Raw genomic sequence first — 22,797 nt, forward strand, 5'->3', positions numbered from 1 at the left:
TGAAGGGTTTAAGCAGAGTAGAGGCGGGTGCCCTCCCAATCAATCGCGAACAAGCTTAATCCCACAGTTTGATCTTCATAGATCGACATGCATTACAGCCGAAAAGTCCGAAGTGTTGGGAAACTCGGCCCATTTATCCACCCTGAGAAATCGCATTTACTAGCACCAAGCGCCTCAACCCCGAAAGCCCACACGGCTATCGACTCGGGCAGATATTCAATGGTTCTTCTCCTTACACTTCAGATCGAGGCAATCATGTCCAAACTTCACTCCCCAGTTAAAGTCGGCCCATTCACCTTCGCCCACCGTGTCGTATTGGCACCGCTGACCCGCATGCGTGCCGAAGATGGCGCTCGCCCCGGCACCTTGATGGCCGAGTACTACGCCCAGCGCACTTCCGAAGGCGGTTTCCTGATCGGTGAGGCCACCATCGCCGCGCCAAACGGCAACGGCTATCTCGGCGCACCTGGCCTGTTCGACGACAGCCAGATCGCTGGCTGGAAACAAATCACTGACGCCGTGCATGCCAAGGGCGGCAAGATCTTCCTGCAGCTTTATCATGCGGGTCGCCAATCCAATGTCGACGTGCAACCTCAAGACAGTATCCCCGTCGGCCCATCGGAAGTCCTGCACGGCGGCGTTGCTTACACCACCGAAGGTTGGGTGCCCAATACCCCGAACCGCGCCCTGACCATCGAAGAGATCGCAGGCCTGGTAGAAAACTTCCGCACCGCAGCTGAACGCGGCGTGAAAGCCGGTTTTGACGGCGTGGAACTGCATGGCGCCAACGGTTATCTGGTCGACCAGTTCCTGCAGGACAACAGCAACAAGCGCACCGACATTTACGGCGGCTCGTTCGAAAACCGCGCACGCTTCCTGCTGGAAGTGACCAACGCGCTGATTTCGGTGTGGGGCAGTGATCGTGTGGCGGTACGTGTCGGCCCCAGCGGCACCTGGGGTGACATGGGCGACAGGGATCCAGAAGGCCTGTTCACCTACGTCGCGCAACAACTAGCGCCGCTGAGCCTGGCTTACCTGCACCTGATCGAGCCGCGCATCCTGGGCAACATCGAGGACGAGAATGCCGACCCGGCGCCGGTCGCTGCCCAGCTGATGCGCAAACACTACAAAGGCGTGATCATCGCCGCCGGTGGCTTTAACGGCGAATCCGCCGAGGCCATCATTCAGGCTGGCGACGCCGATCTGGTGGCCTTCGGTCGCCACTTCATAGCCAACCCTGACTTGCCGGAACGCCTGCGCCACAATCTGCCGCTGAACGCTTATGACCGTCCAACCTTTTTTGGCGGTACCGAAGTGGGTTACACCGACTACGAGTTCTATAAAGAAGAAGCGACTGCGTAACGTCTTCGCCAAGCGCGAATTGCTGTAGCGGATAGACCAAACGAAGCCCCCCTCATGGGGGCTTCTTGGTTTGTACCGCAATCGACGGACTAGACCCCTGGATGATTGTGGGCAGCCCCGAACGACGATCATCGCGAGCGAATGCGCCGGGCCTTTCGACGCGTGTTTGGTCAATCCCCACAAACTATCCGGCGGTCCTTCGGACCCTCGGCCTACCTCCAATACAGCTAATGCAGCGGGCCGATCCCTGCGCCGCTGTGCGCGATTTTCTTGAATGGGCATTTTCGTCTGAGACCTTGGCGCTAAAACCATAGGCGCATATGCGCTGCCTTGGTGGCGAAAGCATATTCGGATGGCCGGCAAATCGTGTCACCGCCATCACCACCAAGGCGGCTCCTACGGCTTGAATCCATTCCTCTTGCATGACGACGTTATTTCCTCAGGTCAAGTGATTCCAGTGGAATCACAGTGCCCAACTGCCACTATGATTCCACTGGAATCACTCAAGTCGAACTGCACGTAGCGATACGGGGGCAGGTTCAGGGTCACGTACGTGTTCAGAATATGGGGCAAATCAACCCCGCTTCATCGTTCCGCACATTCCCCACCGCTTTACTCACCGCGAACCACTCGAAGTCATCGGCCGGCCGGCCGGCACAACTCCTTGGCCATCTCCTCAGCTCGCGCCGCTGGCAAGCCCGGCTCAATCCACTCTCGCGCATGTTCAGCCAAAAACACCAACGGCCGTCGATCATGAATGTCGACCATTCCTGAATCACTTGCCGCCGTGATGATCACAAACCCGTCTCCGTCGTGCGGTTCCAGCCCCGGATAAACCTGGGCCAACGCGCCAAAGAACATTGCTGCCTGGCTTTTCAACCTGATGAAGTAGGGTTGTTTCCTCTTAGGGTCAACAGGATCGGCGATCCACTCATACCACCCTTCGGAAGGAACCAAGCCGCGGCCGTTCGGCCAAAGCTCTTTGAAGAACTTACCTGTCGCGACCGTTTCGATTCGGGCGTTAATAGGGGCTGGCCGTTTGCCTTTGGCCCAAAACGGTGCCCAGCCCCATTTGACCGGATCGATATGCAGCCCGTCTATCTAGGACTACTGTGAATCTTGCGTAGGTGCCTAGGATAAAGGGGACGGATTTATTCCTCTACTCAAAACGTCCGCTCTTAGCCGATAGCTGACGTGAAGAGCGCTACAGTTAAGCGATGCTTCCGGCGAACTGTATGAGGACCGCTGATGGTTGTTATGGTGCGCCGCATTTCCATCACAGTGAGTCTCGTCCTTGCAGCATCCCTCCGGGAGTGAATGCCCAGCGACGAGATCCTTATGAGCACACCTATCAGTCCATCTGAAGGCAACATCAGTCTGACTTACAACACCCCGTTCATTACATCCGGCTTGCAAGCGCCCTCGCCCGAATAACCCCAGCTCGCCCGCCTGGCGGCCACCTCGGAATTCGAGGTGTATTCCCAATCTGGCTTGACTATCATGCGCGCTTTGTCTGAGCCAAAGTTGGAAGCATTCATGACCATTATCGACTGCCGCGGTACCGGGCTGGAACGTGGCCGGGCACACGGCGAATCTGCCCGGGCCCAAGTGCTAACCGCCATTGACCATTGGGCCCAGGCAACACTAGCCAGCAACCCCTCGGCCGTCAGTATTGAGCAATATGCTCAAGGCATGCTGAGCAGCACAGGGCTGCTGAACACAGCCACGCGGCAACTCCCAGACTTTGTGGATGAGGTGCGCGGCATCGCCGAAGGCGCCGGGCTGCCTTTCGAAGTGATCGCCGCCTAACTTCATGGATGAGCAGTGGTGGTTCGACCTTCCCACGCCGCCGCCTTGGGAGCCTGGTTGCAGCGTGCTGGGTCACACAACCGGCCAACGAACCGTTTTGGCCCAGCACATGGATCTGCCAGCGTTCATGGACGGTTCCCAAGTGGTGTTGCGCCTGGCTGCAAACGACCAGCCAGAAGCCTTGGTGCTAAGCGCCGCCGGACTTATCGGCCTTACCGGGGTAAACCGCGCTGGCGTAGGTGTGTGCGTCAACACCCTGCTGATGCTTCGCCACCAGCCCAACGGCCTGCCGGTTGCCTTTGCGCTCCGCCATGCGCTGGCCCAACACACCGCCGAGGCGGCGGACCAGGCACTGAAGGCATTGGATCACGCCAGCGGCCAGCATTACCTGGTGGGCGACCGCCATGGTCTTTACAGCCAGGAATGCTCTGCCATCGGCTGCGCGGTGGGCCCGAGGCTTGGGGCCGGTACTGTGCGCCATACCAACCACCCTTTGCATAGCCAGGATATCAACCCGCACGGCCTGGCACTGCTCGAATCGGTTGGACGAGTGGCCAACTCCGAAGCGCGCCTGGCATGCCTTGATGATAACCTGGGCGTGGCGGCCGAAGCCCCTGCCGTGATGGCCTTGCTGTCGCGCACCGATGTTCCGCTGGCCATCAAGCCCGGGGCCAAGACCCGCACCCAGACCTTCGGCTCGGTTGTGTTCGAGCTGGCTGACCAAGTCCAGGCATCGTTCTGCCTGGGCCAGCCAAGCACGCAGCCGTGGCAGCAGGTGCAGTTCTTGTCCTGACAGGGATGCTGGAATCTGGTTTCACTCGAGGCCGAACAAGCAGAAATACAGGCATAGATCGCCGCGTTGCATCGGCGCAGTAAGACACTCGCAAAGCTTTAGGAAAGCGCCATGGCAAATAGCGGTTGTGGCAAGCTCGCGGATCACAAAATCTGATCAACATCTGCCATTCATGAATGACTGCTTTCGACCCACAGGCGTCACTCACGCAGGGCCAACGAATGTCCGCTTAGCGGGAGACTCGAGACATCGAGGGATGTGTGCCTTCCGCTTAAGTCACGCCACGGCGTTTACACCTACAACTGACGCGCCAGCATCGCGTGCGCCCGGTCCCAAATCTAAATTCAGTCGAAACAAAAGCGGCCGGCTCAAGTCGAGCTGGCGTGTTACCTGATAGTCGTGTCAATTTGACGCTAGGAACTGTCCCGAGCATTTGGCTTTCATGCTTGAATATTCAGCCACGGCCATACCTGCCCTTCCGCCACCTTCGTTGTCAGGAAGCTTTCGATTATCGCTTTCTCATTTTCATTGATTGCAGTCTTGATGTTTCCAATATTCTGGTTCAGGAAAGCCGCGCGCCGAGTGGATATGGGCTCAGAGCGACCAGCGATCAACGTTTCCTTCCAGGTCCAGAACCTTCTGTCCACGCATTCGAGCAACAACTTGAATGCTGAGAATGCATGGGCGTCAGCCTCAGCTGTCACAAAGCGGTCGAACCACTCTCTGCCCCAACAATCGACATTTTGATATTGGGTAGCAAGCTCTGCGACATCCGAGAGCCACGTCTCGGGTTGTGTTTGAGGTATCGTCAGACCAAGCAAACCCGCCATCAGGATGGCCCGGGCCCGGACAAACTGGCTCGATGCGTTCTCGTCCGCCGATACTCTGTATTCCATCCAGGCACGAGCATCCCCGTTGAGGGTTAGCATAGACAGCGATATCAGATCACCATCTGACTTGCAGTTCTCAAGTGCCTCTTCCCAGAGAGCCCGTACGGGTTCGGAGTCGTAAGACTCGAACAGGACAATATCGACCCAGTCCAGCTCCGTTCCGCCGGCCACCTGATTCACAGCAGTCTTGCGAGCTGTCAAACGACGATAAAATTGTGCACCGACATCCGGCTTTTTATTGAGGAGGTGTGAACACAACGGGACCAGCAGGCCATAGGACTCTACGATAAAGTTGTCCGATCCCGTGCCCTCAGCCCCAGTGAGTTGACACAACGTTGCTTCGATCGAAGGATCAGCCTCCAGAATGTGCTCGATTGCCTCCACTGTGGCTCGTTCGTCAAGCCAGTAAGCACCGTGCGACCTTGCAGATTGCACAGCATCTACCACAAGGTTACTTCTAACCTGCCATTCAGAACCCGATTCCTCTTCGAAGACTTCATTGCTCAAACTTCCGCTAGCGTATGTGCCACCCCAGATAATCGACGGACTAATAAACCGTATCGAACGGTCTGGGGCGATGCTCGATATCGTGACTGAAAACGCGTCGGTAGGACTCGCACGCAAGTCGTCAGCAATATTCATCGCAGGCAACGACGCAACAGAACCGAGACGGACACTTTCGCTCATTACGGCAAGCCATCTAAGCAGATAGTCAACGACAGTGTTGGTAGCCGAGGGCACCCACCCTCGTGCTTCACCCAGCTTGAGTACATATGCAGGGTCAATACGCTCCATTGTCTCTTTCGGATCAACGCTGTGCGCGTCAATAAGAAGCCGGGAACCCCAGTACGACTCCTCCCTATGCATCGTGGAGGAGTGACACCAGCCACGCGCCAACCAGCCTTCCCAAACATCCGTAAGCGAACGGGAAACACGCCTTGCGCCAGCGGTTGAAGCTGTACACCGGTCTGTCCGACCCATTGAGCCAGCGTTGAGCGGGGGATCGCTAAACTGGCTCGCCCGAAGATTTTCTCCTGCCGATACAGAGTATCCGTCCGGCGTTTGAGCCCGTCGGCAAAGCAAATTAACTCGTCTTCTCGCGCCGCCCCTGCGGAGCGCGCTAAACCTAGGTCAGATTTAATCCGCCGTCTGACAGGAGTATCTCACCGGTTAAGTAGTCCGAATCAACCAACATTGCAACAGCCTTTGCAATGTCGTCTGGGCTAGCGGCCCTGCGCATTGGGGCGCGATCTCGCCACAACTCTTGGGCACCTGTCCACTCTGCGGTCAGAGGCGTGTCGACCAAGCCAGGCGCCACAGCATTTACGCGAATGTCTGGCCCAAGTGACACCGCGAGCAAGCGGGTCATGTGATTGAGCGCAGCTTTGCTCACCGCGTAGGGAATGGATGCACCCTTAGGGCGGACACCAGCATGCGAACTGATGTTTACAACGCTACCTGCTCGACGGTAACGGGCGGCATCGCGCAATGCCGATTCGGCCAATGCGACTAGGTGGAACGGCGCCACGACATTAATCTCGTTAAGTTCATGCCACACCGCCGAAGTGGCAGACGCAAGGTCGCTATGCGGAATAACTCTGCTGATGCCAGCGTTATTGACCAATACGTCGAGCTGACCCCACGCGCCAATCGCCTCGTTGATAAGCCTGACCCTGTCAGCTTCAAAAGCAAGATCAGCTTGCACGTAGATAGCCTGTTTCATTTCGGCAGCCATAGCGCGACCTGTATCCGCAGAATTTCTCGAATGGAGAACCACTGCATAGCCAGCCCCGCTTAGTACACGTGCAATGGCCGCGCCGATACCGGATGTCGATCCTGTAACCAACGCGACGCGTAGTGCATTATCGATTGGCGGATTGGGTTTCATATAGAAATCTCGAATTTGTTGCTATAGAACCACCACCGCAGCACCATGGGCCGTCGTAGGTGGGCATCGTTTCCTATCTGCTGGTAGTTGCCGACCCTGAATTTCGTGCTATTGGAAGTCATATTCTTGCAGCTGGTTTTTAAAATGCAGTCTGATATCTCAGTGTGCACCCGTTTCACGAATTACTGATGTTTGTTTCGAGGTCACGGAAGGGACAACAATACGCGTCAGGGCATCCCGACTTGCGTAACTAAACGGGTAGCCATTTATGCGGCAGCAGCTCGGAAATCTCACTCGCCCGCTTAAAGCGGTTGCCACCGATGCGGCAGCAGCTCTTCAATTTCACTCGCACGCTGTGTCGGCAGGCGCGTAACGACGTCCTTTAAATAGGCATACGGATCATGCCCATTTAACCGGGCCGACTGGATCAGGCTCATGATCGCCGCCGCACGTTTTCCGCTGCGCAGTGAGCCTGCAAACAACCAGTTTTTACGGCCAAGGGCCCAAGGCCGGATTTGGTTCTCACACCAATTATTATCTATGGATACGGCCCCGTCATCGAGGTAGCGCGACAGCGCTGCCCAGCGTTTCAGGCTGTAATCTAAAGCTCTGGCGATAGCCGAACCATCGTGCACAATCTGGCGCTGGGCGATCATCCAAGCATGCAGCGCATCTATCACGGATACAGCTTTTTCTTGCCTTATTAAGCGACGTAAATCCGGTTCCAGTTCGCGGACTTCACGCTCAATTTCATACAGTAACTGGATGTATCGCAAAGCCTGTTCTGCTAGTTGGCTTTTGTGCGTGGCGTGCAAATCGAAAAACTTGCGCCGTGCATGGGCCATGCAGCCGATCTCGGTCACGCCGAGATCAAAACTGGCCTTGTAGCCGCCAAAATCGTCGCAGACCAACTTGCCTTTCCAGCCTTCCAGAAAGTTGCGAGCGTGTTCGCCTGCGCGGCTGGGGCTGAAGTCATAAACGACCGCAGCCAAGTCCGAAAACTGGCTGGTAGCGTAAGCCCAGACATAGGAGCGATGGGTTTTCTTTGCGCCGGGCGTGAGCATCTGTACCGGCGTTTCATCAGCGTGAATCACGCCATGGGCAAGAACGGCATCACGCGAGGCATCCACCAGCGGCTGCAACTGCACGCCACAATTACCAACCCATTGCGCCAACGTTGAACGGGCAATAGGCAGACCAGCCGGACCGAAAATCGATTCCTGACGATAAAGCGGTAGATGGTCAGCGAATTTCGCAATCATGACATGGGCCAGCAGCCCTGCGGTCGGGATGCCCTTGTCGATAACGTGCGCCGGAACCGGTGCCTGGCTCAGCGTTTCACAATCATCGCAGACCACTTGCCTCGGATGTGGCGTTCAACCGTGAACACGCCCGGCGTGTAGTCGAGTTTTTCGCTGACATCCTCGCCAATACGCTTGAGGGCGCAACCGCACTGACAGTGGCTATTGTTGGGTTCGTGATGGATCAGGGTACGCGGGAACTCTGGCGGCAATGCGGTGCGCTTAGGCTTTTGCTTTGTTTCGGTAGGAACGGAAGGTGTTTGCAGTGCCTGAAGTTCAGCCTCAATTGCCGCGATATCGGTATCGATTAGGTCGTCTAACAAGCTGGCTTGTTGCGGATTTAGCTGCTCGCTGCGCTTGGCAAACTTGAAGCATTTGAGCTGTGCAATCTCGTGGGTCAGCTTCTCGATCACCGTTTGATCACGATGAATCTTTTTGCCCATGGTGTCGACCTGCAATAACAACTGCGCCGCCAAAGCGCGCAGATGTTCAGGGTTTAATTGGTCGAGGTTGGGGAGCGAAGTCATGCCGCTGAGTTTGCCAGAGCGGTGTGATATCGGCGATAGATCCATTGGAGAATTGCACAGCCAGACCTGCTGTGGCAGGCGTCACAGGATGGAAATTGCGCCGCCTGGCCCGACTCGTTGCCAAGGTAAACCTAGCACTAGGGCTTGTAGTTGCTCGGTACCCAATTCCACCTGAGTACCGTGCCGAGAACCCGGCCAGACGAACTTGCCTTGGTGCAGACGGCGGGCCGCCAGCCAGATACCCAATCCGTCATGCACCAACACTTTCATGCGATTGGCGCGGCGATTGGCAAACAAATAAGCACAGTGCGGCTGCGCCGCACCGAACACCGCCACCACACGTGCCAGAGCGGTTTCGGTGCCAGCGAGCATGTCCATGGGCTCAGTGGCGAGCCAGATGAAATCGATGCGAATCATCGCAACATATCTCGAAGAAAAGCTGCGCAAGCCGCTGCTTTTCGGTTGGCCAGCTTATTTTGACGGTGCCGCGCGGGTGCGGGATTTTGAGGCAAATGGTTGCCGTAGTGGAGTCTGATCGTGACGCGGTTGTTTGTAGAGCCAGCGAAATGAAGGCTGGTTGTTTGGCAACGCTTGTCTGCGATTGCAGCCGAACCCACTTATGGACGAGGTTTGCGTTAATGCCGTGGCTCAGTGCGACGCTCGCAATCGAAGCGCCGGGCGGGGCGCACTCTTGGATGACCTGAGCCTTGAAGGATTTGGAATAGGAACGACGTGGTGGTTGCATGCGATACCCGCTTAAAAGGCTAGAACTGGTGTCCACTTAAATTTAGGTGGACACCATCGCCTTTGGCTTCGGGATCAGGAAGGTGTGTTCGCCGGAAGCATACGCTGTTGCGAGTACGTGTCGTTGTTGAGTGGCAAATCTACAGGAGGCGCCGAGTCTAGCCTCGACTCCGTGGGGAAGTTGAACCGACTTAGCGAAGAAGGTCGCCTTTGGATGTCTCACGCAATGTAAGGATCGCCAGCAACGCGCAAACCGCAGCACCCGCCATGAAATAGCCAGGAACCAATAGATTTCCGGTCTTGGTAATAATTGAGGTGACCACGTATGGCGTAATTCCCCCTCCGAGTATCGCGCCCAGATTAATGCTGATGGCCATCGCCGTATAGCGCACACGTGTGGGGAACTGCTCAGCGTAAGTGGGATAACCTACCGATTGAACGATTGGCATGGGCAATGTGGCGACAAGCATAGCCAGTGCGGCAATCCAGAGGCTGCCGCTGTCCATGAGTACCATCATGGGAATTACCAAAACCACGTAACCCATAAAGCCGATGCTCAGGGCTTTCTTGCGACCTATGCGGTCTGACAAGCCACCCCAGAACGGCATCATGGCCGCCATGCACAAGCTGATAACCGCAATCACCCAGTAGACCTTGGATTTGTCGAAATGTAGATAGGTCGTCAGGTAGATATTCATGAAGACCATCCCGATGAAATACCCGGCGTTTTGTGCAGACGCGAACACGATAACCCGAAGCAACGAAGGAAAATTCTTGCTGAAAACTTCTTTGACCGGCGCTACCGGTGGCTTCTCTTTGGCAAGGAAGGCCTTGAACTCTGGCGTTTCTTCAACGTTGTGACGCATATAAAACGAAAACACCACAAGCGGTATGGAAAGGAAGAACGGGATACGCCATCCCCATGCCTGCAGTTGTTCGGCGCTAAGGAGCCCTGTCGTGATGCCGCAAACAATCGCACCTAGAGCGCCACCGACCGCCACCCCAAGTGGGGTAAATGAACCAAAAAAACCACGGCGGCCATTGGGTGAGGATTCGGCCACAAATGCCGCGGCGCCAACCACTTCGCCGCCGGCGAAAAAGCCCTGGGACAGTCGCAACAGCACCAGCAGGATGGGTGCAGCCAGGCCGATCTGGGCGGTGGTAGGCAATACGCCAATCAGCGCGGTGGCAGTGCCCATCCCGATAACGGTACTCAGCAGCACCTTGCGCCTGCCGATACGGTCGGCAAGTCGACCTAGCAGAACCCCGCCTATTGGGCGAATGACAAATGCAATACCGAACACGGCCAATGTTGCCAATAACGCAGCTGCCGGGTTATCACCTGGAAAAAACAACGGCGCAATAATAGTCGCCATATAGCCGTAGATGCTGAACTCATAATATTCCACAGCGGTTCCCGTGGCGGAAGCCATGGCAGCGCGCTTCGCAATTAGAGTCGACCCATCACCGGGCGCAGTTGCTTGCACCATGACGTCAATACCGGATGGATTCGTGATTTCGGAAAGAACACGAGACATAAATACCTTCCACTCTGGCCACTGGCCAAAAGAGTTATGGGGCAGAGGGTTCTGCCTTGAAATTAACGTGCTGAAAACCGACAGTGCGCAGTTCATCCGGGAATACAATCGTCCAGACTAAGACGTTCTTTACTATTCAGTTTTCAGACGAGGTTTTAAGCTCGGCAGTTATAACTTGACTTCAAACTCGCAACACATGGGATGTTCCTTTTTATTATTGGCCAACAATGTTTTTAATTATTGAAGATCGATCTCGCTGTCATCCCGGCGCGCGGGTCGTTGAATTGTCACGCCCTCTCGGAGAAGCGCCTGCCTGATCGCGCTGGCGAAACCTGAGGCACCTGGTTGATCGCCGTGGAGACAAAGGGTTTGCGCCTTTACAGGAATCCAGATGCCCTGCGTCGTTCGCACTTCACCTAGATGGAGCATGTTCATTACCTGATCGACTGCGTCATGGACGTTTTCGATCATTGCTCCGGCCTGACTGCGGGGAGTCAAGGTTCCGTCGTCCTGATAACTACGGTCGGCAAATACCTCATGCGCCACTGTCAAGCCGCACTGTTCGGCTGCGGTGATCAAAGCGCTTCCCGACAAACCAAACAAGATCAGTCCTGGATCGATGTCTTTGACTGCCCGGCATATGGCGCCTGCCGTGGGTGGTGAACGGCCGCAAAGTTGTACAGCGCCCCATGGGGTTTGACGTGTCGCAAGTCGACATTTGCAGCTTTGGTGAAACCCATCAAAGCGCCGACCTGGTAGACCACTAACTCGTAAACCTCATCTTCCGACAGCGTCATCATGCGCCGACCAAAACCTTGCAGATCGTCGAACCCCGGGTGCGCACCTATTGCTACGCCCAGCTTCGCAGCCAAGGCTACGGTTGACCGCATGGACCGCGAATCCCCAGCATGAAATCCGCAGGCGATATTTGCAGAGGTGAGGTGGGGAAGAATCGCAGCGTCGTCGCCCGCGCGGTAAATACTGAAGCCTTCACCCAGGTCACTGTTGAAATCAATTTCAGGCATTGAAAGCCTCCATCGTTTTGAAGGTTCGAGCCCGGATTAAAAGCAGTTCTTCGGCCGTTCTCAAATCAACCAGCGAAAACCGCACCTTATCGCCAGGCAGCAACTGCGCCAGCCGAGGCAAATCAACGCTGATCACTTGGGCAATCCTCGGATATCCCCCTGTGGTCTGTCGGTCGGCCATCAAGATCAACGGCTTGCCGCTTGCAGGAACCTGAACAGTGCCAAATGCAACGCTTTCGGACAAAAGCTCCTTGGGTGCAGACAGGGCCAATGATTCTCCATCAAGTCGGTATCCCATGCGATCCGAGTCACTCGTCAACCTGTAGCTGTGGTTCAGGAAATCCGTTTGAGACCGGGTGGAAAAATCGTCCCATTCCCGGCCCGCCAGAACTCTTATGGGGCTGGAGGCGACATCCTGATAAAGCCCGAGGTGTGTAGCGGGACTGACGCGTGCCGGGCTAGCAAATGAAGAACAGATGGGAATTAGATCACCAGCTTGTAGTGTCCTGCCCCGCAGCCCTCCGAATCCTCCGCGCGAATAGGTGCTGGTACTGTTCATCACAGGCTGGAGCAGGAACCCACCGGCCACCGCCAGGTAACACCTCGCGCCGTGCAGCCGCTTGCCGAAGCGCAAAATACTGCCTGGGGAAACCAGGACGGGTACGCCTGGCTTGAGCGGTGTTCCGTCCAGATCGGCACCAAGATCTGCACCGGCTAGCGCGATAACTGCCTTGGCCTGAAAACACAGGGTCGGCCCCTGAAGGGTCATCTCAAGGGTGCTGAAGGATCGAGGATTGCCTACCAGAAGATTGCACAGTGCATGAGCATCCTCATCCATCACGCCGGCCACCGGAACGCCCCAGTGCTGGAATCCGTGTCGTCCGGTGTCTTGAAAGGACGAGAGCATGCCGGGTTTGATTACCTTGATGGTCACTTCGTGTCCCCCCGAGCCAACTGCTCAAATTCGTGGCTGGTTATCGGTACAAATCGAATCTTGTCGCCGCCTTGCAGCAGACACGGAGGCTCACTTGCCGGTGAGAACATTCGCAACGGCGTCCGGCCAACAAGGTTCCAGCCGCCCGGGAGATCGGCGGGATAAATCACGCTTTGCTGGTTGGCGATACCGATGCTGCCCCGCTTGACCAGCTTGCGCGGTACTGCCAGACGAGGCAGCGACAGCACGCTGTCATGCATTCCAATGTAGGGATGGCCAGGCGCGAAACCGATCATCAGGACATCTAGCCAATCAGCGGTGTGAGCCGCTATAACTTCGTCGATGGTGATCAGGCAGGCTTGCGCAATGTCCTGAAGATCAGGTGCATATTCCGCCTCGTAACACACCGGAATTTCAAACCGGCTGCCGGCAGCTGATGAAACGCTTTGGGAGTCATTGAGACTTTCCGTCACCAGCTTGCATATCGATTCGTAAGGCGAGACATCTGGATAGCGCGTGGCGACGGACTCGGGAGAATAATGGACGCCGACCGTCACCATCGCAGCGACAATATCTGTGATCCCAGACAGCAGACCTTGGGCTGCAAGCGCACGCAATTTATTTCCGGCCGAGGCGGCCTGACGATTGAGATCGATCGAAAAGACGTTGCCGAACACCAGGATGACACAGCGATCACCGCAAGCCTCAAACTGCCATTGATAGCCCACGCTTTCGGGGTAATGGGGTACAGCCAACGGCTCATGCACGGTGCGACTGACATCGGACATAACGCTCTCTATCCTCATGCGGCAGGCAGAAAAATAAGCCAGGCGGGCCCGCGATGAGACACAGTGAAAGCGGACACTTTCGCTGATATCCAACAAGACGCTGCAAGGCTTCACGGCTTGTAGCGCGCCGTCGCTCTGCTGGCGACGGTCGCTTGGGCAACAACTTACTTGGCGAACAGCTGACTCATGTCTTTGAACGCTTTGAACTCCAATGCATTGCCGCACGGGTCAAACAAGAACATCGTGGCCTGCTCACCCACCTGGCCTTTGAAGCGAATATACGGTTCGATCACAAATTGGGTCTCGCGGGCCTTGAGACGCTCGGCCAATGCTTCCCATTCCAGCCAGTGCAGAATGATGCCGAAATGAGGAACCGGAACATCATGACCATCCACTGCGTTGGAGTGCACTGACTCTTGCGATGCCGTCTTGGGATGTTCATGGATCACCAACTGGTGACCATAGAAATCGAAGTCTACCCACTGCTCACTTGAACGGCCTTCGGAGAGGCCAAACACATCGCCGTAGAAGTGGCGGGCAGCGGCAAGATCGTAAACAGGAATTGCTAGGTGAAAAGGAGATAGGCTCACGGTCATTTCCTAGTGGTTGTTTTTGACATGAGCCAATTCTTAACCGGAAAAGCCGCGTTATAAAGCGGAAATATTATGTCCTGAGCAACAATAAATTCGATGCTTAAAGCGATATGAACCGGATTTGCACCGATATTGCTCGCTATGCACCATTGAGGCACACAGACTTCGATCAGTTAGCGCTGAAACATTCGTCGAGCATGGGCAGCGTGGATTTCTCGTGATTGATTACCTCGATCAGCCTCCCATCCGCCTCGCCTAAAATACCTCCGCGTTATTAGTGTTGCCCCAAGGAATTCGCTTTTATATCTGGCGCATTGTTGATGCGCAGGTCACGCTGGTCAGGCGCAGCCGCAACTGCCATTACGTAGCTGCCAGGGCTTAAAAACTCCGGTTTGGTTACACCATTCGATCGGGGCCTCATGATGATCAGAGAATTAAAGACGTTTATCTGTGTTGCACGCAGAGGTACATTTGCCGCAGCTGGACGAGAGGTAGGTCTGACGCAATCCGCAGTGAGTGCACAAATTAAAAACCTTGAGGATACGCTAGGCGTCACTCTCTTCGACCGGACGGGTCGAGCTGCGACGCTCAATCCGGCAGGTCAGCGAGCTGTGACCTTGGCCGAACAAATCCTGCAGTTGTTCCTTCGTATGGGGTCCCCCGACAGTGCCAACGACTTTCACGGGGCACTGCGCATAGGTGCAATAGCCACCGTCCAGACCGGCCTCCTGCCTCAAACGCTGGTAGCTCTGAAGACGCGGGCGCCATTTATCGACGCAAATCTGGTACCGGGCGTTTCTTTGAATCTGCTCAGTCAAGTAGACGCCGGGGATCTCGATTTAGCTATCATGATCAAGCCGCCGTTTTCTCTCCCCAAAGAACTCCACGCCGAAGTAATCATCAGGGAACCCTTTGTACTCATCACTTCAAAGGGGACAAAGGGAAGCGATCCACTACAAATACTTCGGGACAATCCTTTCATTCGTTACGACCGAAGCTCATTCGGCGGCCGTTTGGTGACTCAATATCTTAGAGAGCAGAAAATTCACGTCAATCAAACGCTGGAGCTGGATGAGCTTGACGCTATTGTAAAAATGGTGCACAGCGGCCTTGGAGTCTCGTTGGTGCCGACCGCTGGCATGTGGTTAGAGCATGCCGCCGAAGTACGGGTTATCGAGTTGGGAAAAGATACGTTTTACCGCGAGATCGTATTAGTAGCCAAATACCTGCAACGCCACGCACCCCTGTTCAATATTTTTCGCACGTGCATAGTCGACGTATTAGCGCGCCAGCCAACGCATGTGCGCAAACCGTTCAAATAGCGAAAGCCCGAATCCCAGCTTGGTAACCTTGATTCTTGATGCGACCGCCGGGCAATAGAGATATTTGCTTTACGGTATGGCGCAGTCTTGCCAGGGCCAGCTGGCCCGACCCACCACCATTTTTAATGGATTCGGTGATGGCTTCTCTTCAGTTCGCCGGGCTCAGGACAAGATCGACGCGGTGGCGGTCGGCCGCTTGTTTATTTCCAACCCCGACCTGGTTGCCCGCCTGCGCCATGGGGCAGAACTCACTATTGCCCCGCGTGAGTCGTACTACGGCGGCGGCGCCAAAGGCTACACCGACTGGCCGTCAGGTGCGTGATCAATGACGATTTTATTCCGGTCACGGCCAACTCCAAACTCGATCAGTTCGGCCAAGAGCCGACACAGTTGGCAGTCGCGTATTACACCGTCACCACGATCTTGCCAAACTGGGCGTTGGTTTCCAGATAACGATGCGCTGCGACCATGTCGTCGAACGCAAAGGTGCTGTCGATTACCGGTTTCAGCTCGCCCGAAGCCAGTCCGGCCAGGATGAATTCCACCGCAGCTTTTTGACGTACCGGATCGCCGCTGGTGTTCCAGATCGTATAACCCACGATGGTCGGCAACTTGATCAACAGATCGAGGTACGACAGTTGCGCCGGTTCTTCGCTAAGCGCGCCATACACCAGCAGCATGCCGCCGGTGGTCATGGCTTTGATCAGCTTGCCGAAGCTTGGGCCGCCGACCGGATCGAACACCACCCTGGCACCGGCGCCCTCAGTGATCTGCATGACTTCCGCGACCAGATCCTGCTCTTCGGTGGCGATGACAAAAGCGGCTCCCGCGTCCAGTAATCGCTGACGCTTGGCACCGGTGCGGGTCAAGGCGATCGGTGTTGCGCCGACCATGTTCGCCAGCTGAATGGCGGCCAGTCCGACGCTGCTGGACGCGGCAGGGATCAGGACCACGTCGCCCGCGGTGAGGTTGGCGGCCTCGATAAAGGCGCCGTACACCGTGATGAACATCATCCAGATCGACGCCGCTTGCTCGAATGACAGCGACGGCGGATGTTTCACCACCGCCGACACCGGTGCCAATACCAGCTCGCCATACATGCCGTACTGATTCTGTGAAAACGCCGGTACGGTATTCACGGCGTCACCCACTGCAAAGCCAGTGACGTCAGGGCCGACCGCGTCGACAATGCCCGCTGCCTCGTAACCGAGCCGGGCAGGCAGTTTGACTTCTTCGACATACTCTCCGCTGCGCCACATGGACTCAGCGCGGTTCAAACCCAGCGCCTTGACCCGGATACGGATCTCGCCGGGACCGGGCGCCCCGACTTCGATGTCTTTGAAACTAAGAACCTCGGGCCCGCCGGGGGTGGTGAACTGGATAATGCGTGACATGTTAAGTCCTCTCATGAGTATGAAAAATTGAGGCGATGAGGTTTAAGCAGCCGCAAGCAAGCGGGACAACACGGCGTCGATTTGTTGCTGGGCGTTGGGCTCGATCGGCGCCATGTGGCCCCGGATCGAATCTACCACCAAGGCTGCCGTCGTTGGCCAGAAGACGAATGAGTTCGCCGCCAATCTGTCTGGTTGCACCGGTTACCAGAACTTTGCGCTTGCTGATGGTCATGTCAAAACTCCAAAAGAAGGGAATTAAACTCAGGCGGTGAGTGCGACATCGGCGACCGGGAAATCGGTGTAGCCCGTTTCATCACCGCCCCAGAACGCAGAGCGCACATAAGGGGTGAGTGGCAAGTTGTGCTTAAGGCGATACGGCAGGTCGGGGTTCGACGAGAAATGCCGACCAAACGCGACCAAGTCGGCATCGCCGGATTCGACAATGGCCATTGCTCCAGCGCGATCAAACCCGCCTGCTGCGATGATCGGGCCCTTGAAATGTGGGCGAAGGTACTTGGTGGCGACTGGCGGGTGATCTTCGAGCAGAGTGTCGTCGCCCTTGATGCGTGGTTCGATCACGTGCAGGTAAGCAATCTTGTAGCCATCCAGCACTTGAGCGACATAGCTGAAAGTGGCTTCTGGGTTGCTGTCGGAGATGTCGCCCCATTGACCCGACGGCGAGACTCGAACGCCGACACGATCCGCACCCCACACCGAAATCAGCGCTTCAACGGCTTCGCGCAGAAACCGCACGCGGTTCTCGATCGGGCCACCGTAGGCGTCGGTACGATGGTTGGTGCCGTCTTGAATGAACTGGTCAACCAGATAACCATTGGCACCGTGCAATTCAACACCGTCGAAACCGGCCTCAAGTGCGCGCTGGGCAGCGACGCGGAATTCCTCGATGATCCCTGGGATTTCCTCGATCGCCAGCGCCCGATGCGGTGACGCCGGGACAAAACCGTCTTTAGTCAAGGCAACACCTTCGAACGGCACCACCGAAGGCGCCAGCGGGGCGACGCCGCCCGTCATTTCGACGTGGCTTTGACGGCCGCCGTGGATCAATTGCATGAAAGCGCGTCCGCCCTTGGCGTGAACCGCTGAATGAACGTGTCAAACAAATGCAGACTCTGCGCAATCTCCTTGCCGAGCGAGCCGCGCAGGTATGTCCTCTGTTGGTAACAGGGCTTATTGCCTCGTCTTGAATGATCGCTTCTGGCCGACTGCTGCCCTTCTTGCACAGGGTCATGCTAACCCTCCATCAACGGAGGTAATGACATGAACGCAAAAACTGCTACCTCGTACCAGCCCTGGAATAAAGGCAAGCTGGTTGGTCAAAAATCACCGCTCCGCTTGCGAGACATCTGGGGCATCAGAATCAGGCTTGAGCTTGCGCAAAACGTGAGGGATCTAGCGCTTTTCGATTTAGCAATCGACAGCAAGCTTCGTGCATGCGATCTGACGAAGCTACGTGTTCGTGATGTCGCGCACGGAAATCACGTTGTAGCTAGGCAATGGTGATGCAGCAGAAGACAAAACGGCCCGTCCAATTCGAGATCACTGCGCAGACGCGACTCGCTGTGGAGGAATGGGTAATACAGGCTGGACTCAGAAACGGAGACTTCCTGTTTCCCAGTCGGCTAACAACTTCCCAACACCTATCCACGCGTCAATACTCACGCATAGTGAAAGCCTGGGTAAGCTCCATCGGCCTCGACCCAGTGTCATATGGTACTCATACGATGCGACGGACCAAGGCATCGTTGATCTATCGGAGAACGAAAAACATCAGAGCAGTACAGATACTTCTTGGTCACACCAAGCTGGAAAGCACGGTCAGATATCTTGGCATCGAAGTGGACGACGCGCTTGAGATGGCCGAGCAGACTGAAGTCTGACCGGGCAACCGCGACGGGGCAGTCACCCCGTCGCTTTCGGCCCATTGCAGTCACTCAGCCATATGGTAAGTAGTGGATCTGAGATTGTGCGAAACCGCCGAGCGCCCTGACGGCGCCCGCGCAGAAATGCCGTTACGAGCTAGGTCCAAGGAGGATCTACCTCGGGGGGCTTGGAAAACCGCTGTGAGCTTAGTTAAAGCCTGCGACGTTCTTGTTTCGTGGGCACCTTGGGAGTTGTTACTCCAGCGGCTGATATACCTGAAGTCGCCCTCGCGGCTGGCGCCACAGTCATTCATGTAAATCTGGACGATGTCTCACTTGTCCAACCAAATGAAATCATGTCGCTTGGAAGCGCCGCTACGCTAATACCGTGGCTATTTAAGGCGGCGAATTGCTCTGGATGAGCGTGCTACGTGAGTTGAGGTCTGGTTGGATGCTTCGACGATGGCATGGGCTCTAGACTAATAGGGCAAACCTGCGTCGTTGCGCCCCGACTGCCTGTCCAAATGAGTGCGGAGCGAGCGCCCGGATGTTAGTGGCCTGAGTATCCGGATAGCATTCAATCCGCAATTAGGGAAATTATTGACCAGAAGCGTTAGCAGATGAATTTTGCTTGGCGGCGCAAGATCAATCAGGGACTAGGGGTTGTTCGAACTTAGCGATATTTACGGCTACAGAAGATGGCGCCAAGCTCTATACGCGAGAGGCTCGGTCTAAGCTCAGGTAACGCGCTGCGGCGTCGAATGCGACGAACCGGCTGAGATTTTTGATCATGACTGCTGTGTCGAGTGAAGGCGAAGTAGGTCTTCAGACACCGCCCACAGCTGATCTATCAAGATCTGATCGTCAAGCAAAGCTGGGCCTATAGCCGGTTGGCAGTCCGCCCAGTAATGACCCGTCACTCCTTGCACTTGTGCGGATCCGGCCAGCAACACTTGGGTTGCAGCTCCCTGCTGAACGGACTTCATGAACCATTGCGCGACGCTCAGCACCAATTTCAACGGTACTGGGAGGCTAGCATTCAGGCCAGTTCCACGGGTCGCGCCTGGGTGCACCGAGTTGACTGCGATTTGCCTTTGCTGCAAGCGCTGTGAAAGCGCCTTGGCAAACAAAGCGGTGGCGAGTTTGGATTGTCCATAAAAAGCGAAAGGCTTGTAGGCTTCATGACCGTCAAGATTATTGAACTGTATGCCTTCCTTGGGAGCTTGGCCAATGCTGGCACTGCTACTCCCGACTACTATCCTGCCAGTATGGTCTGGAACGATATCGAGCAATTGGGTCACCAAGAGGAAATGACTCAGATAATTGACCAAGAACTGCTTCTCGACACCATACAGAACCTCCAGCGAGTGCGGAGCAGCGATGCCCGCATTGGTGATGATAGCGTCCAAGGATTTGCCCAGACCTCGTATTGAATCGATTGCTCGCCAGACTGAGTCTAGATCAGACATTTCGCACTCGATGATCGTGGCCTGGATACCCAGCTTGGCACAGGTATTTCGAGCTGTTACAGCCGAACGAGCCAGGCCGATGACATGTGCGCCATGGTTTGCCAAGACCCGCATCGTTTCCAAGCCAATACCGGAACTGCAGCCGGTCAGGAGCATGTTCTTCCCGCTAAGGTCGACGTCGGCCAGAACATACTCAGCCGTTGAGCGGCGGTTATAGGAAATGGATGATGACATGCTGTGACTCCCAATTTGAGTTTGCTGAGGAGGGCGCTATCACGCGTGCAACCATCCCGCGCATAGCAAGCGGGTGGCGACTGTGATTCGTTGTAAAAACACCTCTTGTGAAGGACAGCTGTGCTTTAGTCCTTTTGCGGTGGCAAGCAAGGTCTGGGCAATGTCGGGCGCTGTGCAGTCGGTGCGAGGAGTAAGCGTGGGATTGGCATCATTAATGGCTAGGATCAGCGCATCTTCAAATTGCTTTTCATATAGTCCTACGGCTTCACCCGCTAGTTTAAGGCTCGTCTCGATAAGCTCTGTGGCGTGCGGGCGCATAACCTCGACGTAGCGGCCGGCCCATTCGGTCATTGCTGCGGCCAATCGGTAATCCAGCGGCAACGATGCGTCGGTCAGTTGAGCCTTTGCTGCACTCAGTTGGTCTTGCATTGCAAGCTCTACAGCCGCGCGAAAGAGATCGTCTTTGTTGCTGAAGTTCAAGTAAAGCCCTTGTCTGGAGACTAGGGCCGACTTAGCGATTTCTTCCATCGATGCCTTTCGGTATCCGAAACGCGCGAAGACGTCAATCGCGGCCCGGATCACTGCGATGCGGCGATGCTGAAAATTGGGAGAGGGAGAATCTGTTTGAGTAGTCATGACTACAAGATTGACAAAATAGGTAAACAATGTCAATTATTGGCAGTGCGGTTTGTTTGACCGCAGGCGTCACCGGTGTAGGGTGACAATGCCCATCAAGCCTCATCCGTGTAAGCGAGGAACAACCATGGATACTAAAACATTGGCCGCCTATGACAGCGGCGCTTCCGGTTTCGCCGAGGATTGGCTAGCTCAACCAGTACCTACTGATCTCTACGCGTTACTGGAGCATTATTTCGAGCCAGGAAAAACGGCGGATATCGGTTGCGGAGCTGGCAGAGACACCGCTTGGCTCGCGTCGAAGGATTTCGACGTGGTGGGCTACGATGGATCTCCTGGTCTTCTGGGGGAGGCGCAACGCAGGTACCCTGAGATACATTTTGAGCACTCTTTGCTACCTACCCTTGAAGGGGTCGAGCGGGCTGTGTTCCAGAACGTCTTGTGTGAAACGGTGATCATGCATTTGCCCCCGGAGCAAGTGAGCCAGGCAATCCTGCAAATGTTGGCATTGCTCGTTCCGGGTGGTGTTCTGGCTTTGAGTTGGCGTACCAGTGCTCAAAATTATCGAGACCCTTTCGGTCGGCTCTACGCGTCTATTGATGACCAGTTAATCGCCGAGCTTGTTGCTGGACATCAAGTGCTGCTGGATACTGAGAACATCAACTTGTCCTCGCAGAAAACCATTCGCCGATTGGTAGTCAGAGCTCATTCGTGAGATCAACGATCCTGCACCAAGCGCGTATAAACCTCGGTTACCCAGTCGGCAAATACCCTGACTTTGGTACTCAGTTGGCGGCTGGGTGCATAGCAAATGTACACATCCAGGGGGGCTGGCCGCCAGGTCTCCAAGATGGGGACCAGGTGTCCTGCATTGATGGCAGGGCGCAGCATGAAATCCAGCGTGTGTACTAGACCAATACCGGCCATCGCCGTGGCAAGGTGAGCGTTACTTTCGTTGACCATGACTTTGCAGGCCGGTGTGATTTCCATGGCATGCCCTTGCCGATTGAAATGCAACGGTACCATCCCCCCAGTTTGAGCCGAGAAGTAGCCGGCAACCGGGAAGTTTTCATCGATGATTTGCTGCGGATGCGTAGGCGCGCCGTAGCGTTCCAGATAGGCAACGCTGGCGCAGGTAGTCCAGAGTAATTTACCAATCTTGCGCGAGATCAATGCTCCATCGGTGGCTGTGCTGCGAATGGCGCAATCGATGTTTTCACCGATTACATCCACCGTACGGTCCGTGACACCCACTTGCAGTTCGATGTCCGGGTAGCGTGCGCAAAATTCAGGCAGGGCAGGGATCAGCAAGCCGCTGGCCGTAGATCCTCCCGTGTCGACGCGCAAGCGGCCACTAGGGCTCGCCTGCGCGCGGCCCAAAGTTGCATCAATATCGTCCAGTTCGCTGAGCAAAGGTTGTGTACGTGCATAGTAGGCCTCCCCGTCGCGGGTCACGCTGACGCGCCGCGTGCTGCGCTCGAGCAGCTTCACCCCAAGGTGTTTCTCCAGCGCTTGAATGGCCTTACTCAGCGTTGCATTGGGCATTTGCAATGACTGGGCAGCGCGCGCGAAGCCACCCGTCTCGACCACCCGTGCAAACGCCCGCATCGCTTGTAGCTGGTCCATGGACAGGGTCCTCTATCTATTGTTTCTAAAACGGAATAAAGAAA

At 55.8% G+C, this 22,797-nt stretch carries 17 protein-coding genes and 8 pseudogenes; 8 read left to right on the top strand and 17 right to left on the bottom strand.

The window, feature by feature from the left end:
- Positions 1-255: 255 nt before the first annotated feature.
- Positions 256-1,362, top strand: a complete 1,107-nt coding sequence (locus tag JWR17_RS14810; protein WP_299832665.1) for an alkene reductase — start codon at positions 256-258, stop codon at positions 1,360-1,362.
- 557 nt (positions 1,363-1,919) lie between these two features.
- Here the strand turns inward: JWR17_RS14810 and JWR17_RS14815 are convergent.
- Positions 1,920-2,460: pseudogene (locus JWR17_RS14815) on the bottom strand (SOS response-associated peptidase family protein); the annotation flags it as partial.
- Positions 2,461-2,898: 438 nt separating this feature from the next.
- Here JWR17_RS14815 and JWR17_RS14820 point away from each other — a divergent pair.
- The gene (locus JWR17_RS14820; protein ID WP_299832666.1) at positions 2,899-3,171 is read left to right on the top strand and encodes a hypothetical protein; all 273 of its coding nucleotides are present in this window, start codon (positions 2,899-2,901) and stop codon (positions 3,169-3,171) included.
- Positions 3,172-3,235: 64 nt separating this feature from the next.
- Complete coding sequence (locus JWR17_RS14825) at positions 3,236-3,964, top strand: C45 family peptidase (protein ID WP_299832667.1); 729 nt, start codon at positions 3,236-3,238, stop codon at positions 3,962-3,964.
- Positions 3,965-4,404: 440 nt separating this feature from the next.
- On the opposite strand, the gene JWR17_RS14830 is transcribed toward JWR17_RS14825, so the two are convergent.
- The 11 genes and pseudogenes from JWR17_RS14830 to JWR17_RS14880 form a co-directional block, all read right to left on the bottom strand.
- Positions 4,405-5,541 (bottom strand): hypothetical protein, encoded by a 1,137-nt coding sequence (locus tag JWR17_RS14830; protein ID WP_299832669.1) that lies wholly within the window; start codon positions 5,539-5,541, stop codon positions 4,405-4,407.
- Positions 5,542-5,786: 245 nt separating this feature from the next.
- Positions 5,787-5,900 (bottom strand): annotated as a pseudogene (locus JWR17_RS14835) (transposase); the annotation flags it as partial.
- A gap of 80 nt (positions 5,901-5,980) precedes the next feature.
- Positions 5,981-6,742: an SDR family oxidoreductase gene (locus JWR17_RS14840; RefSeq protein ID WP_299832670.1), complete on the bottom strand. Its 762-nt coding sequence runs from the start codon at positions 6,740-6,742 to the stop codon at positions 5,981-5,983.
- A 302-nt stretch (positions 6,743-7,044) separates the two neighbouring features.
- Positions 7,045-8,570 (bottom strand): annotated as a pseudogene (locus JWR17_RS14845) (IS66 family transposase).
- A gap of 81 nt (positions 8,571-8,651) precedes the next feature.
- Entirely contained in the window at positions 8,652-8,987 is a 336-nt protein-coding gene (gene tnpB, locus JWR17_RS14850; RefSeq protein WP_299832671.1) for an IS66 family insertion sequence element accessory protein TnpB, read from the bottom strand.
- Entirely contained in the window at positions 8,953-9,315 is a 363-nt protein-coding gene (locus tag JWR17_RS26355; protein ID WP_366944156.1) for a transposase, read from the bottom strand. The genes tnpB and JWR17_RS26355 overlap by 35 nt, the downstream gene beginning before the upstream one ends.
- Positions 9,316-9,505: 190 nt before the next feature.
- The gene (locus JWR17_RS14855) at positions 9,506-10,948 is read right to left on the bottom strand and encodes an MFS transporter (RefSeq protein WP_299832672.1); all 1,443 of its coding nucleotides are present in this window, start codon (positions 10,946-10,948) and stop codon (positions 9,506-9,508) included.
- Positions 10,949-11,089: 141 nt separating this feature from the next.
- A pseudogene (locus tag JWR17_RS26360) lies at positions 11,090-11,877 on the bottom strand (5-oxoprolinase subunit PxpA).
- The gene (locus JWR17_RS14870; RefSeq protein WP_299832674.1) at positions 11,870-12,811 is read right to left on the bottom strand and encodes a biotin-dependent carboxyltransferase family protein; all 942 of its coding nucleotides are present in this window, start codon (positions 12,809-12,811) and stop codon (positions 11,870-11,872) included. The pseudogene JWR17_RS26360 and the gene JWR17_RS14870 overlap by 8 nt, the downstream one beginning before the upstream one ends.
- Positions 12,808-13,599 carry an allophanate hydrolase subunit 1 gene (locus JWR17_RS14875; protein ID WP_299832675.1) on the bottom strand — a complete coding sequence of 264 codons (792 nt, stop codon included), beginning with the start codon at positions 13,597-13,599 and terminating at the stop codon, positions 12,808-12,810. Before JWR17_RS14875 ends, JWR17_RS14870 begins: the two co-directional genes overlap by 4 nt.
- Before the next feature lie 164 nt (positions 13,600-13,763).
- Complete coding sequence (locus tag JWR17_RS14880) at positions 13,764-14,189, bottom strand: VOC family protein (protein ID WP_299832676.1); 426 nt, start codon at positions 14,187-14,189, stop codon at positions 13,764-13,766.
- 425 nt (positions 14,190-14,614) lie between these two features.
- On the opposite strand from JWR17_RS14880, the gene JWR17_RS14885 reads away from it, so the two are divergent.
- Positions 14,615-15,514, top strand: a complete 900-nt coding sequence (locus JWR17_RS14885; protein ID WP_299832700.1) for a LysR family transcriptional regulator — start codon at positions 14,615-14,617, stop codon at positions 15,512-15,514.
- A 154-nt stretch (positions 15,515-15,668) separates the two neighbouring features.
- A pseudogene (locus JWR17_RS14890) lies at positions 15,669-15,836 on the top strand (alkene reductase); the annotation flags it as partial.
- Between the two features lie 82 nt (positions 15,837-15,918).
- Here JWR17_RS14890 and JWR17_RS14895 read toward each other — a convergent pair.
- Entirely contained in the window at positions 15,919-16,908 is a 990-nt protein-coding gene (locus tag JWR17_RS14895; protein ID WP_299832677.1) for a zinc-dependent alcohol dehydrogenase family protein, read from the bottom strand.
- A gap of 261 nt (positions 16,909-17,169) precedes the next feature.
- Positions 17,170-18,000: pseudogene (locus JWR17_RS14900) on the bottom strand (alkene reductase); the annotation flags it as partial.
- 186 nt (positions 18,001-18,186) lie between these two features.
- Here JWR17_RS14900 and JWR17_RS14905 point away from each other — a divergent pair.
- Positions 18,187-18,806 (top strand): annotated as a pseudogene (locus JWR17_RS14905) (tyrosine-type recombinase/integrase).
- Positions 18,807-18,956: 150 nt separating this feature from the next.
- Positions 18,957-19,210 (top strand): annotated as a pseudogene (locus JWR17_RS14910) (NAD-dependent deacylase); the annotation flags it as partial.
- Positions 19,211-19,576: 366 nt separating this feature from the next.
- Here JWR17_RS14910 and JWR17_RS14915 read toward each other — a convergent pair.
- Positions 19,577-20,413 (bottom strand): SDR family NAD(P)-dependent oxidoreductase, encoded by an 837-nt coding sequence (locus tag JWR17_RS14915; protein ID WP_299832678.1) that lies wholly within the window; start codon positions 20,411-20,413, stop codon positions 19,577-19,579.
- A 117-nt stretch (positions 20,414-20,530) separates the two neighbouring features.
- On the bottom strand, positions 20,531-21,127 hold the full coding sequence (locus tag JWR17_RS14920) for a TetR/AcrR family transcriptional regulator (RefSeq protein ID WP_299832679.1): 597 nt from the start codon (positions 21,125-21,127) through the stop codon (positions 20,531-20,533).
- A 127-nt stretch (positions 21,128-21,254) separates the two neighbouring features.
- Between JWR17_RS14920 and JWR17_RS14925 the strand changes: the two genes are divergently transcribed.
- The gene (locus tag JWR17_RS14925) at positions 21,255-21,842 is read left to right on the top strand and encodes a bifunctional 2-polyprenyl-6-hydroxyphenol methylase/3-demethylubiquinol 3-O-methyltransferase UbiG (protein WP_299832680.1); all 588 of its coding nucleotides are present in this window, start codon (positions 21,255-21,257) and stop codon (positions 21,840-21,842) included.
- A 2-nt stretch (positions 21,843-21,844) separates the two neighbouring features.
- On the opposite strand, the gene JWR17_RS14930 is transcribed toward JWR17_RS14925, so the two are convergent.
- Positions 21,845-22,753, bottom strand: a complete 909-nt coding sequence (locus JWR17_RS14930) for a LysR family transcriptional regulator (RefSeq protein ID WP_299832681.1) — start codon at positions 22,751-22,753, stop codon at positions 21,845-21,847.
- Positions 22,754-22,797 lie beyond the last annotated feature (44 nt).

Origin of the sequence: Pseudomonas sp., assembly GCF_028293835.1 — a bacterium.
Taxonomy (GTDB): Bacteria; Pseudomonadota; Gammaproteobacteria; order Pseudomonadales; family Pseudomonadaceae; genus Aquipseudomonas.